This window comes from Methanobacterium bryantii (genome assembly GCF_002287175.1).
Taxonomy (GTDB): domain Archaea; phylum Methanobacteriota; class Methanobacteria; order Methanobacteriales; family Methanobacteriaceae; genus Methanobacterium_D; species Methanobacterium_D bryantii.
This window is the reverse complement of the sequence record NZ_LMVM01000012.1, coordinates 240,084-254,009: the sequence shown is the minus strand read 5'-3', so window position 1 is coordinate 254,009 and position 13,926 is coordinate 240,084. Positions and strand designations below refer to the sequence as shown.

The following is a 13,926-nucleotide window of genomic DNA, read 5'->3' as shown; positions in this document are numbered from 1 at the left end:
AACCATATAAAAATAGGCATTATAATATTTAATTAAATATTAAAACTCTTTTATCAAAATATTTATTATTTTATATTCATTTATAGAATTACATGGGGTTAATTTCCCTTAAAATATCATTTGAAGCTATAATACCAGTTGCAGCAGCTCCAACAATCCCTCTTGAAACTCCTGCCCCATCTCCTGCCACATAAAGTCCTTCAATACCAGTTTTCAGCCCTCGATCTACTTCCGTTCTCATGGCATACAGTTTAATTTCAGGAGCATAAAGAAGTGTTGAATCAGATGCTACTCCAGGAATAACTTCATTCAATGCATCAAGACCTTCTATAATATTTACAACCAGCCTATTTGGTAGGGCCATAGCAATATCGCCCGGCACCACATTGTTAAATGTTGGAATAACATGGCTTTTTTCAATCCGTTTCCATGTTGATCTCCTGCCTCTTTTAAGATCTCCCAGTCTTTGAATGATAGGTTTTCCACCCCCAAGTATGTTAGCAATACTTGCAACTGAAAATGCATATGCTGAGGTATTTTCAACAGGTTCAGTTAATTCTACCCTAACTAAAAACGCAAAGTTAGTATTTTCAGATAATTTTTCACGCATAGAATGCCCATTTACACCAACAAAACTATCATATACTTCTTCAACAACGAACCCTTTAGGGCAAACACAAAAAGTTCTTACAAAGTCGTCATATGTTTTTGTTGTTATGTGAAATTTGGGATCCCATTCTATTTCAGTTATAGATTCCATTACAATTTGTGGAACCTCAACTCTAACTCCAATATCAACAGGGTTGTATTTTATAGGAATTTTAAGCTTTTTAAGCTGATCTGAGAGCCAGTATGCACCTACTCTTCCAGGTGCCGCCAGTACATAGTCACATTTTATTTCAAATTCATTTCCAGATTTATCCCGCACAATTACTCCTTTTATTTCATTATCAGCAAGAATGTCCAAAACTTCAGTTTCAAGTAAAAAAACAACACCCTTACTTTCAAGTTCTTTCCTTATGGAGTTTATGACAGCAGGTGTCTTATCTGATCCAATGTGCCTCTGGACTATTGGGATAAATTTAATTCCAGCTGCTGCAGATTTCTTTAAAATTTCAGATATATCCTCTTTAGATGGAGAATACAGTTCATCCGGGGCACCATGTCTTAAGAAAAAGTCATCTATCTCATATATAATATTCCACGCTTCTTCCTTGCTTACAAACTCTTCAAGGTTACCCCCTATATCAGGCCTTAAATTGAGCTTGCCGTCAGAAAGCCCTCCGGCTCCGCCAAGTCCTCCAGTTATATTACATGGTTTGCACTTTCTACAGGTGCTGTTTTTAAGGGCAGCACATGTTCTTCCTTCCATTCCTCTTCCTTTATCTACTAAAACAACTTTAAGATGATCAGCTAACTTAGCTGCTGCAAACAGCCCTGCAGGTCCGGCACCAATTATCACAACATCATATTCCATGATTATTCCCTTATTATTTTATGTTTTAAACTATAAAAAAATAATAGGGTTCTCCCACCTATTCCAGAGGTCAATTTCAAGTGTAAAAATTAGTTATTTATAACTTATTTTACAAATTTACCACTTCCTCTCAACTAAAACTAGTTTTAATCCCCATTTAAAGTTTTGAAATAGCTAACAGATAATATAAATTAATTTTTTAATATTTATCTTTAATTAATAATCTAATATTATATAATACCCAAAATATGTGCATATATGCTTGTTTTTGTTTTGTGAATAAGGTATTAAATTTTATAGTATGGACTATTGAAACTGAAAAGAAGTCAAATCACTAAACCATTCAAACTCTTTAATAAACATGTGATAATGCTCACAAACAGTTTACAATTAGTACAAATGTTTTACTATACTTCACATTTCTATCTCGACAAAATTGCCAAGCCTACATTAAAGATTTGAATTTTTTTACAAAAACAGGAGGTGATTTTCAAATGAATATCAAAAGAATAATATTAGTATTAGTTTGCATTTTTACATTGGCTCTTTGCAGTACAGTTTCAGCAGCAGATACAACCAATAACAGTAATTCTAGTTTTCACTCTTTACAATCATCAGCAAGTGTAAAAAATACCAGCAGCCAGATTCCAGATCCCATAATATCGGGAGTAGTCAAGGATAATTCTACCAACAAAGGCCTTGGAAACGTCACAATAAAAGTTATTCAAAACAGCACACAGGTAGCCCAAACTACAACCCACAATGACGGTACATACTCATTAAACTTCATTAATTCCAATACAACTTACACGATAATCGCAAGCAAACTAGGATATATGCCAATATCTAAAACAATAACAGTTAAACACAGTTCAAACCTAAGCGACCCTAATCTTTACGGTATTGCAGACTTTAAACTTTACAAACTGCTTAAATACAGCGGTAATGCTTCAAGTTATGTGTTAAACATAGGTGCATTACCTAAAATATTATTAGACATATATGCGGGAAAATCAAGCGCATGGGCAAATAGCAATTCCACAACTTATTCCACAGGAGGTGGATCCTCTTTAGAAATCAAACTTCTAACGACCAGTCTATTATCTGGACTATTGGATGTATACTCAACAGGAAATGAAGGTTATAAATCTGGAGGACTGCTTCCAACAACTAATTCCACTTTAAACAAAATTTTAAATAACTTAGGACTCAATATAGGCCTTTTAAGTGCTGAATCAAACTCAAGTGCCAACCCCCCATCTGCAAGTGGAACAAGTACCCTCGCATCAATTGATCTGGATATAACACTTTTAAAAGCACTCCACATATTATCATTAAATGTAGGTGCAGTAGGTTCAAGCAGCAGCGTAATACCTGATTTTAATACAGGAATCTTAGTAAGCACTTCAAAAGCAGGAGTAGCCAACATAACTGTAACACTTTTAGGTGATAAATTACTGGAAATTAAAGCATTGCAAACAAGCGCGACAGCTTCAGTTAATGGAAAACCAGGAGGAGCGTCTGCAACTTTCAACTGGCAGGTAGCATCGGTAAAACTCTTAGGTGCGACTGTTACTTTGGACCAATTAAAAGCAGGGATTGAAATTCCAGGAATACTAACCCTATCTCTAGGCGGCCAAAAAACAAATACTTCTGCCGACGGTACTTACGCCAAAGTATCAGGTGATGCATTAAGACTACAGGTTCTTGACATTCTTGGAGGAGGCCTGGTTAATCTAATTATTGGCCACGTTGAAGCTGAAGCACAGGTCCCTGTAGGAGGATTACATGTAAACACCTCCGATCTTGAAGTGACCAAAACAGTGAACAATACACATCCAAAATACCTGCAAAAAATAACCTACACATTAAAAGTGCACAACAACGGACCAGATAATGCAACAAGTGTGATAGTAACAGATAAACTACCAACAGGGTTAAAATTTATATCAGCTAATGGTAACGGCACTTACAATATTACAACAGGAATATGGACAATCGGAACACTAAAAAATGGAGCAGACGCAACATTAAATATCATAGCCCAGGTCATCACATCAAACACCCAAATAACCAACATAGCCAATATAACAGGGACTAACTACGATCCAGATCCGGATAATGATCAATCCAATTCAACTATAACTGTAGGTACAGCTTCAGATTTAAAAATTACTAAAACAGTAAACAATACAAACCCAAAATATCTTGAAAATGTAATTTTTACCATAACAGCACACAACTACGGACCAGACACTGCAACAGGAGTAAAAGTAACAGACAAGCTACCTTCAGGATTAAAATTCATATCCTCCAGTGGAAATGGAACATACAACTCCACAACAGGAATATGGACAATCGGAAACCTGGCAAACGGAAAAGATGCAATACTAAAAATTATAGCACAGGTAATTACTTCAAACACCAAAATAACTAATATTGCATCTATAAACGGGACTAATTATGACCAGAATTCAACCAACAACCAAAATAACTCAACAATAACTGTAAACCTCGCTTCAGATTTAGGAATTAGTAAAACTGTAAACAATGCAAATCCTAAGTACCTGCAGAAGGTTATATTCACCATAACAGCACACAACAACGGACCAAATAATGCAACAGGAGTTAAAGTCGCTGACAAACTACCTTCAGGATTAAAATTCATATCCTCCAGCGGTAATGGAACATACAACCCATCAACAGGGACATGGACCATCGGAAACTTAGCAAACGGAGCAACCACAGTACTAAACATAGTGGCACAAGCTACCGCTCCAAACACTAAGGTAACTAACACTGCCACTATAACTGGAAACAACTACGATCAAAAATCCAGCAACAACAATGCAGCTGCAATTGTAAAAATTGGACCTGCAGCTGATTTAGCTGTGAAGATATCAGTAAACAACGCACACCCTAAATATAAACAGAAAGTTACATTTACAATAACAGCATACAATTACGGGCCAATGAACGCTAAAAACGTTACTGTAACCCTTAAAATGCCTAAAGGATTCAAATACATATCCAAAGACAAGAACATAAAATACAATTATAAAACAGGAGTATGGACTATCGGTAATTTAAAAAGTGGCTCTAAGGCCGTGCTGCATGTAGTTGAACAAGCAATAACCTCAAATGTCAAATTGACAACTGTTGCATCTATAAAAGGAACTGCAGTCATAACGTAAGTAACGCGTGAGATGGTAAATTTATCTTTACTTTTTTTTCTTTTTAAATTTCAGTATATAAAAATTTCTTAATTTAACCTTTTTTTGTAAAAATACGCCCATTATCAATTCACTTATTAACTTATAACTAATATACATATGAATAATACTTAATGGAGCTTAAAATAGTTTTAATAAAGTATTATGATTATATACATGTCTATTTTGATTTTATAAAATTACTTCAAATTTAATTTAATAAACAAAATTTATGTATAACTTTTAAAGCAATTAAAATGCATAAATAAATATAATTTAGATCTTAAGAGCTATTTTATTTATTTATAGTATTTAAATAGTTTAAAAGCTTATTTAGAACATAAATTTACTTTTAAAACGATCGATATAACATATAAATTGATTTATCAAAATTATTCATTTATTAATAATATAATATCTAATTATATTACAAAATAAAAGTAGATATACTTCTTTTCGTTTTGTGCATAACGTACCAAACTTTATAGTATGAATTATTGAAATGGAACTGAAAATATTAGTCAAATCACATAACTATTCAAATTCTTTAATAAACGTGTGATAGTACTCACAAACAGTTCACCATTAGTACAAATGTTTTACTATACTTCACATTCTTTTAGATGTAGTGAATTCGTAAAAATCGTCCCAAAATGTCAATATAACTATTTAAAGATTTGAATTTCTTCTAAAAAAACAGGAGGTGATTCTTAAATGAATATCAAAAGAATAATATTAATATTAGTTTGCATTTTTACATTGATTCTTTGTAGTACAGTTTCAGCAGCAGATACAACCAATATAACAACCAATAACAGTAATTCTAGTTTTCACTCTTTACAATCATCAGCAAGTGTAAAAAATACCAGCAGCCAGATTCCAGATCCCATAATATCGGGAGTAGTCAAGGATAATTCTACCAACAAAGGCCTTGGAAACGTTAAAATAACGGTTCTCCAAAACAACGCACAGGTAGCCCAAACTACAACCCACAATGACGGTACATACTCATTAAACTTCATTAATTCCAATACAACTTACACGATAATCGCAAGCAAACTAGGATATATGCCAATATCTAAAACAATAACAGTTAAACACAGTTCAAACCTAAGCGACCCTAATCTTTACGGTACCGCAAATTTTAGACTTTATAACCTGCTTAAATACAGCGGTAATGCTTCAAGTTATGTACTCAATGTAGGAGTACTGCCAGATATTCTAGCAGATATTTACGCTGGAAAATCAAGCGCATGGGTAAACAGTACCTCTTTAAATTATTCCCAGGGAGGAGGAACTCCTTTAGAAGTTAAACTTCTTACAGGAAGCTTATTAGCAGGACTTTTAGATGTATATTCAAAAGGTGATGAAGGCAGTAAAATAGGAGGGCTGCTTCCATCGAATAATGCCAGTTTACTCTCATCTCTAAAGCTTTTAGGTATAGATGTAGGTTTATTAAGTGCTACTTCAAATTCAAGTGCTACTTTACCACAATCAAGTGGATCAGGAGAAGTAGCATCAATTGATGTAGGTATAAAGCTTCTACAATTATTGGATGTATTATCATTAAATGCAGATCTTATAACTGCAAACAGCAGTGTAACGCCCAATTTTAATACAGGTATTTTAATAAGCTCTTCAAATGCAGGAGTAGCCGATATAACTTTAACTCTTTTAGGAATTCCTTTACTAGAAATTGAAGCATTACAATCAAATGCAGTAGCTTCAGTAAATGGAAAACCAGGAGGCGCTACTGCAAAGTTCACATGGAACGTAGCAGATATTAAAGCTCTGGGTATAAGCATATTAGATGATTTAACCTTAAATGGCCATGTTAATATTGGCCTTCTGGGCCTTAACATATTAACTCTTTCATTGGGCAGTACTGAAAGTACCACTTCTGCTGACGGTACCTATGCCAAAGCATCAGGTGATGCTTTGCGGCTGCAAATTCTTGGTCTTCTTGGAGGAGGCCTTGTTAATCTAGTAATCGGGCATGCAGATGCCGAAGCACAGGTTCCAGCAGGAGGATTACATGTAAACACTTCCGATCTTGAAGTGACCAAAACAGTGGATAATATCCATCCAAACTACCTGCAAAACATAACCTACACATTAAAAGTGCACAACAACGGGCCAGATAATGCAACAGGTGTTACTGTACTCGATAAGCTACCTGCAGGGTTAAAATTCATATCTTCCAGCGGTAGTGGAACATACAACTCCACAACTGGAATATGGGCCATCGGAAACCTTGCAAATGGAGGAGAAGCAATATTAAACATCATTGCACAGGTCATCACATCAAACACCCAAATAACCAATATAGCCAATATAACCGGGACTAATTACGACCCAGAACCTGGTAATGACCAGTCCAATGCAACTGTAACTATAAATCCAGCTTCAGATCTCGCAATTACTAAAACTGTGGATAAAACTACCGCAAATTACCTGGATAAAATACGTTACACCATAACTGTAACTAACAATGGACCAAACGCAAGCAATAATATCAATGTAAGTGATTATTTACCAGCCGGACTTCAATGGATATCAGATGACAGCAATGGAAAATATAATCATAATGCAGGGATATGGACCATAGATACCCTCTCAAATGGAGCATCAATAACATTAAATATAATAGCCCAGATCGTGAAGTCCAACACCGTTATAACCAACATTGCAACTGTAAACAATAACACATACGACCAAAACACCACAAACAACCAGGACCAAACTACAACAACAGTATCAGCAGCCTCTGACCTTAATATCACCAAAACAGTAGATAATACAAACCCCAATTATCTCGACAAAGTAACTTTCACCATAACAGCACACAACAACGGACCAGATACAGCAGCAGGCGTACTTGTAACTGATAAATTACCTGCAGGATTGACCTGGATTTCAGATGATTCAAACGGAGCATATAACCCAACAACAGGGACATGGACCATCGGAAACCTAGCAAACGGAGCAAGTGTAATATTAAAAATTATAGCACAAATAACCGCATCCAATACCCAAATAACCAACATCGCTTCTATAAACGGGACTAACTACGATCAAAACTCAACCAACAACCAAAGCAACACAACAATAACTGTAAATCCCGCTTCAGATCTAGGAATAACTAAAACAGTAAACAACACGCACCCTAACTACCTTGAAAATGTCACATACACAATAAAAGTACACAATTACGGGCCTGACGCAGCAACAGGAGTAACAGTAACAGACAAACTACCAACCGGACTAAAATTCATATCCACAAACGGCAATTACAATTCAATGACTGGAATTTGGACCATCGGAAGCCTGACAAATGGTGGAGAAGTAATATTAAATATTATTGCACAGGTCATCTCATCAAACACCCAAATAACAAACATAGCTTCCATAAATGGAACCAACTACGACCAGAATTCAACCAATAACCAGTCCAATGCAACTATAACTATAAGTCCGGCTTCAGATCTAGGAATAACTAAAACTGTGGATAAAACTACCGCAAATTACCTGGATAAAATACGCTACACCATAACTGTAACTAACAATGGACCAGACGTAAGCAACAACATTAGCATTACAGATTATCTACCAAACAGCCTCAAATGGATATCCGATGACAGCAATGGAAAATATAACCATAATACAGGGATATGGACCATAAATACCCTCTCAAATGGAGCATCAATAACATTAAATATAATAACCCAGATCATGAAGTCTAACACTGTTATAACCAACACTGCAACTGTAAACAACAACACATACGACCAAAACCACACAAACAACCAGGACCAAACCACAACAACAGTATCCTCAGCCTCTGACCTCAACATTACCAAAACAGTAAACAATACACACCCCAATTATCTGCAAAACATAACCTACACAATAACAGCACACAACAACGGACCAGATACAGCAGCAGGCATACTTGTAACTGATAAATTACCTGCAGGATTGACATGGATTTCAGATAACTCAAACGGAGCATATAACCCAACAACAGGAATATGGACCATCGGAAACCTAGCAAACGGGGCAAGTGTCATTTTAAAAATTATAGCACAAATAACTGCATCCAATACCCAAATAACCAACATAGCAGGAATAAACGGGACTAACTACGATCAAAATTCAACAAACAATGAAAGCAACTCCACAGTAACTGTAGATCCCGCTTCAGATCTAGGAATAACTAAAACAGTAAACAGTACACACCCTAATTATCTCGACAAGGTGACTTTCACATTAACAGCACATAACTACGGGCCAGATACAGCAACAGGAGTAATTGTACTCGATAAACTGCCAACCGGGCTGAAATTCATATCCTCAAATGGTAACTACAATTCCGCAACCGGAATCTGGACCATTGGAAACCTTGCAAATGGTGCAACTGCAGTGCTGAACATCATAGCACAAGTTACAGCTTCAAACACCCAAATAACCAACATAGCCGGAGTAAATGGAACCAATTACGACCAGAATTCAACCAACAACCAAAGTAATACAACAGTAATTATAAATCCTGCCTCAGACCTTGGAATAACCAAAACCGTTAATAATCCACATCCAAAATACCTGCAGAATGTTACATTTACACTAACAGCACATAACCACGGGCCAGATACAGCAACAGGAGTTAAAATCACTGACAAACTACCTGCAGGATTAAAATTCATATCATCCAGCGGTAATGGAATATACGACTCCGCAACTGGAATATGGACAATAGGAAACTTAGCAAATAGTGCAACCGCAGTGCTGCACATCATAGCACAAGCTGTTAGCGCTAATACCCAAGTAGTTAACACTGCCATCATAACAGGAACTAACTACGACCAAAATTCAACTAACGATCAAAGCAGTGCAACAGTGAATATAAAACCAGCTTCAGATTTAGGTATCAAAATAACCGTGAATAATGCAAATCCCAAATATTTAGATTATGTAACTTTCACTTTAACAGCAAGTAATTACGGGCCTAATGATGCAGCATACGTTAAAGTATACAATACACTTCCCAACAAACTCAAATATATATCAGATGACTCTAACAGTGCTTTCAACTCCACAACAGGACTATGGACTGTTGGTTACATGGTCAAAGGTGGAACTGCAGTGTTACACATAATAGCACAGGCTATGGCATCAAATGTCAGTTTAACTGATGTTGCCCGTATCACTGACCCAGATCCTGTTGGTACCACAGAATTCCATGACCCAAATCAAGATAATGATCAAGCAAGCGTATCATTAGATGTAGACCCTGCTGCCGACTTGAGCATAACCAAAACAGTTAACACTTCCAAACCAAACTACCTGCAGAATATCACATACACATTAACAGCACACAATAACGGGCCTAACAGCGCAACCGGAGTAATTGTAACCGATAAATTACCTGTCGGATTAAAATTCATATCAGCCAGTGGAAACGGAAAATATAACTCAACAACAGGGACATGGACCATCGGAAACCTGGCAAACGACACAACTGCAGTACTAAAAATCGTGGCACATGTTGTTGCTTCAAATACCCAATTGATCAACATTGCCAGCATAACTGGACATGAACTCGACCTAAATGCAACTAACAATAACGCAAATGCATCTGTAACCGTAAATCCTGCATCAGATTTAGGAATTACCAAAACTGTAAACAATAAAAATCCTAAGTACCTGCAGAAGGTTACATTCACTTTAACAGCACACAACTACGGACCAAATACTGCTACAGGAGTAAATGTGACGGAAAAACTGCCATCAGGGTTAAAATTCATATCCTCTAGTGGCACTGGAACATACAATTCAGCAACAGGAACATGGAACATCGGAAATCTAGCAAACGGAGCAACCGCAGTACTAAAAATTGTAGTACAAGCAACATCTCCAAGCAAAGTACTGACCAACATTGCAACAATAAATGGAACTAACTACGACCAGAACTCTTCCAATAATAAAGGCAGTGCAAGCGTAAAAGTAGGTCCTGCAGCTGATTTAGCTGTGAAGATATCAGTAAACAACGCGCGCCCTAAATATAAACAGAAAGTTACATTTACAATAACAGCATACAATTACGGGCCAATGAACGCTAAAAACGTTACTGTAACCCTTAAAATGCCTAAAGGATTCAAATACATATCCAAAGACAAGAACATAAAATACAATTATAAAACAGGAGTATGGACTATCGGTAACCTCAAAAATGGAGGAAAATTAGTGTTACATATCGTGGCACAAGCTGTAGTTTCAAATGTTCGGTTAACAAGTACTGCCAGTATAAAAGGGACTGCAATCATGAAGTAGTTAAAATGAAAAAGGAGTAACAAACTGGTTTAATTTAAAAAGAATAGGGACTTATGATTAAATTCATATCCTCTTATTTTTTCTTTTTAAGCCAAATATTACGCCATAACTATTAAAATTTTATTTAAAAGCTTAATAAGCCACTGAAAATCGTGACTTAAATGATAAAATTGTTTAAAACACAAAAACATTTTTATACCTATTATTTATAGTAGGTAATAAAAGAATAAAATGGAGGTTTAAAATGAAGACATATACAGGAATATTAGCTATTCTTTTAATTTTAGGTCTTTTAGTCATCCCAGGCGTGTCTGCAGCAGACGATGATTTAGGTACTGACCCAAATCTGGACAATAATCAGGCAAATGTAACAGTTGATCCTTACTCAGAAACACCTGAGGTAACTAACACAACAGAAAAAACCATTCCAATGCAAAAAACAGGAGTTCCTATTGCAGGAGCACTAACAGCAACTTTAATGGTTCTTGCTGGAATGGGATTATCTAAAAGGAAATAATTTAAAAATTTTTAATTTATTCAAAATCCCCAAACGCATTGTGTTTGTGGGTTTTTCTATTTTTATTATATTTTACAAAATATCTTAAATCTTCATAAATTATTATTTTAAGGCTTAATGTGTTATAAAATCTGACTCAACATCAATAAGCAAACCTTTTTATAATTATTAATCATATCAGATAATACCAATTAGAGGGGATTTAAAATGAAGATATTAACATATATAATGGCGATATTTTTGATATTTGGGCTTTTTGGAGCCCCAAGCGGAGTTTTTGCTCAAGAAACAAGTTCCACCGAACCTAGCATACAAACTAGTAATTCAGTTGTTTTAGATAATACAGTTCCTTTACTTAAAGGTGGAGGAAGCAGCCGTGGAGGAAGCTCAAGCAGTTCTAAATCCAGCAGCAAAAAAATTCACGATGGTGACGACGATGATACAGATGACGGTTCAACTGACGATGGATCTGGATGGTGGATTGCAATTATCATCCTAATTATTATAATTGCAATTATAGTTCTCGCAGTATGGTTCTTCTTCCTCAGGAAGTAACTTATAAATCCATAGTTTTAAGGTAATTTAAATGGTAGTGATAATAGAAATATTAAGGAAACACCTCCCTAATTTAATCAAACTACGTATGATTCGTATTCTAATATGGATATTTGTAGTGATTGCCTACGGAGTAATTGGATTCCACCTGATAGAAAATCAAACATGGACTGTATCCTTATACTGGACTTTTGTTACCATAGGAACTGTGGGATATGGCGATTACAGTCCTAAAACTCCTTTAGGTATGTATTTCGCTATCTCACTGATAGTACTGGGTATTGGGAGTTTTGCAATTGCAGTTGGGGAGATTTTGGAATTCCTGTTTGAAAAACAGCAGATGAAGTTAATGGGGCTGATTAAAGTGAAAAAATCACAGCATGTTGTAATATGCGGGTGGACTGAAAGTACAGCAGAATGTATCAGAGAAATTGGAAAAGATAATGCAGTTTTTGTAGTTGACGAAAATGAAGAAGTGAAGAAAAAAGCACTGAAAAATGGAGCTTCATTTGTACATGGAGACCCTACACGCGTCAAAGACCTTGAAAAAGCCAATGTAGTCGGAGCTAAGGCTATAATTGTAGATATGGAATCTGATTCTCAAACGATACACTGTATACTAAGCATTCGTAAATTAGATCAAGATGTTAGAATAATTGCAGAAGTTCAGCGTTATGAAAACATAGAGCAAATACAGCTTGCAGGGGCAAATCAAGTTATATCCCCATTTGTAATTTCTGGAAGGCTTATGCAAAAGAGTATCGACGATGGATATGAAGCCATGTTTGTCCAGGAAGTCCTGGCAGAACACAAAAACAGGGAAATGAAAGAGGTAGAAGTAGCTGAAAAAAGTTACTTCAACGGTAAAACAGTGCGTGAAGCAGATATACACGAAAAGACAGGGGTTGTACTGGTTGGTGTTGGGAAAAAAGGTGATTTAACCATAGATCCGCCAAGAGACTATATAATACATGCTGGAGACGTAATACTTGGAATTGGAAAGCCAGAAGAGTTTGAAAAATTGAAAAATCAGTGATAATTTTTAAAACTTATTTTGACTCTCTTCAAGGGAATTACTTCCAAACTTTCTTTTTTTAAATTATTTTTAAATGAATATGCAATTGCATTAACTCCGTTTTTATAAGCCATTTCTAATGATGCTGAAAACTCAGGATCCATTCTAAAGTTTGGCGAAAATTCTACCGCATCTTCACACAATATAAGGAAAAGAATTGATGCCTTCAAACCTTCACTCTTAGCAGATATGAGCTCTTCAACATGTTTTTTACCTCTTAAAGTCGGTGCATCAGGAAATAACGCCAGCCCATCTTCAACTAGAGTACAGCCTTTAACTTCAACAAGCATTTTTTCTTCATTCTTATCAGTTAAAAGAAAATCAATTCTGCTTTTACCGTAAGTATATTCCCTTTTCAAGACAGAATATCCCTTAAATTCATATATTGCCTGAGAATCTATTAAATCAGCTGCAATGTCACTGTGAAAGCCAGAATTTATTAATATCCACAGATCACCTTTTAAAACTCCTATCACATCGTACTTTGTCTTCCTATTTCCCAATTTCAATGCATGTCTTAAAAGTAAATCTGCATCAGGAGTTAAAAGTTCTTTAAGTCTTCCAGGATCCCTCAAATGAGCATTTTCTAATTTCTTTCCACGTTGAAATGTCACAGTGAACCTGTTGGGCCTATCTACGAATTTTCCAGTGATTATACTTTTGATTATCATTCTTTTACCAGTTTATAGATCAAGTTTTAGTTAGTAATTGAGTCTTAATTAAATATATTTTAAAGTTAAAAAAAGCTTTATATAAATCC

The 13,926-nt window shown here is 35.5% G+C and carries 7 protein-coding genes; 5 read left to right on the top strand and 2 right to left on the bottom strand.

Translation table 11 applies throughout. From position 1 onward, the window contains the following. Nucleotides 1-88: 88 nt before the first annotated feature. Nucleotides 89-1,477 carry an NAD(P)/FAD-dependent oxidoreductase gene (locus tag ASJ80_RS06605; RefSeq protein ID WP_069584362.1) on the bottom strand — a complete coding sequence of 463 codons (1,389 nt, stop codon included), beginning with the start codon at nucleotides 1,475-1,477 and terminating at the stop codon, nucleotides 89-91. A 494-nt stretch (nucleotides 1,478-1,971) separates the two neighbouring features. Here ASJ80_RS06605 and ASJ80_RS06600 point away from each other — a divergent pair, with 494 nt between their 5' ends. The 5 genes from ASJ80_RS06600 to ASJ80_RS06580 all read left to right on the top strand — a co-directional run bounded on the left by ASJ80_RS06600 (nucleotide 1,972) and on the right by ASJ80_RS06580 (nucleotide 13,127). Further along, entirely contained in the window at nucleotides 1,972-4,671 is a 2,700-nt protein-coding gene (locus tag ASJ80_RS06600) for a carboxypeptidase regulatory-like domain-containing protein (RefSeq protein ID WP_095652053.1), read from the top strand. Nucleotides 4,672-5,403: 732 nt separating this feature from the next. Continuing rightward, a complete protein-coding gene (locus ASJ80_RS06595; protein ID WP_095652052.1) occupies nucleotides 5,404-11,019 on the top strand; it encodes a carboxypeptidase-like regulatory domain-containing protein in 5,616 nt (1,871 codons plus the stop codon). 244 nt (nucleotides 11,020-11,263) lie between these two features. Then, the gene (locus ASJ80_RS06590) at nucleotides 11,264-11,536 is read left to right on the top strand and encodes a hypothetical protein (RefSeq protein ID WP_069585595.1); all 273 of its coding nucleotides are present in this window, start codon (nucleotides 11,264-11,266) and stop codon (nucleotides 11,534-11,536) included. Between the two features lie 207 nt (nucleotides 11,537-11,743). Then, nucleotides 11,744-12,091: a hypothetical protein gene (locus ASJ80_RS06585; protein ID WP_069585594.1), complete on the top strand. Its 348-nt coding sequence runs from the start codon at nucleotides 11,744-11,746 to the stop codon at nucleotides 12,089-12,091. Nucleotides 12,092-12,122: 31 nt separating this feature from the next. Then, on the top strand, nucleotides 12,123-13,127 hold the full coding sequence (locus tag ASJ80_RS06580; protein WP_069585593.1) for a potassium channel family protein: 1,005 nt from the start codon (nucleotides 12,123-12,125) through the stop codon (nucleotides 13,125-13,127). Here the strand turns inward: ASJ80_RS06580 and sfsA are convergent. Continuing rightward, nucleotides 13,121-13,837: a DNA/RNA nuclease SfsA gene (sfsA, locus tag ASJ80_RS06575; RefSeq protein ID WP_069585592.1), complete on the bottom strand. Its 717-nt coding sequence runs from the start codon at nucleotides 13,835-13,837 to the stop codon at nucleotides 13,121-13,123. The genes ASJ80_RS06580 and sfsA overlap by 7 nt on opposite strands. Nucleotides 13,838-13,926 lie beyond the last annotated feature (89 nt).

Excerpts from the sequence above, each read along its gene's own strand:
- sfsA (WP_069585592.1), bottom strand. The coding sequence starts at position 13,837 with ATGATAATCAAAAGTATAATCACTGGAAAATTCGTAGATAGGCCCAAC.
- ASJ80_RS06600 (WP_095652053.1), top strand. The coding sequence starts at position 1,972 with ATGAATATCAAAAGAATAATATTAGTATTAGTTTGCATTTTTACATTG.
- ASJ80_RS06585 (WP_069585594.1), top strand. The coding sequence starts at position 11,744 with ATGAAGATATTAACATATATAATGGCGATATTTTTGATATTTGGGCTT.
- ASJ80_RS06595 (WP_095652052.1), top strand. The coding sequence starts at position 5,404 with ATGAATATCAAAAGAATAATATTAATATTAGTTTGCATTTTTACATTG.
- ASJ80_RS06605 (WP_069584362.1), bottom strand. The coding sequence starts at position 1,477 with ATGGAATATGATGTTGTGATAATTGGTGCCGGACCTGCAGGGCTGTTT.
- ASJ80_RS06590 (WP_069585595.1), top strand. The coding sequence starts at position 11,264 with ATGAAGACATATACAGGAATATTAGCTATTCTTTTAATTTTAGGTCTT.
- ASJ80_RS06580 (WP_069585593.1), top strand. The coding sequence starts at position 12,123 with ATGGTAGTGATAATAGAAATATTAAGGAAACACCTCCCTAATTTAATC.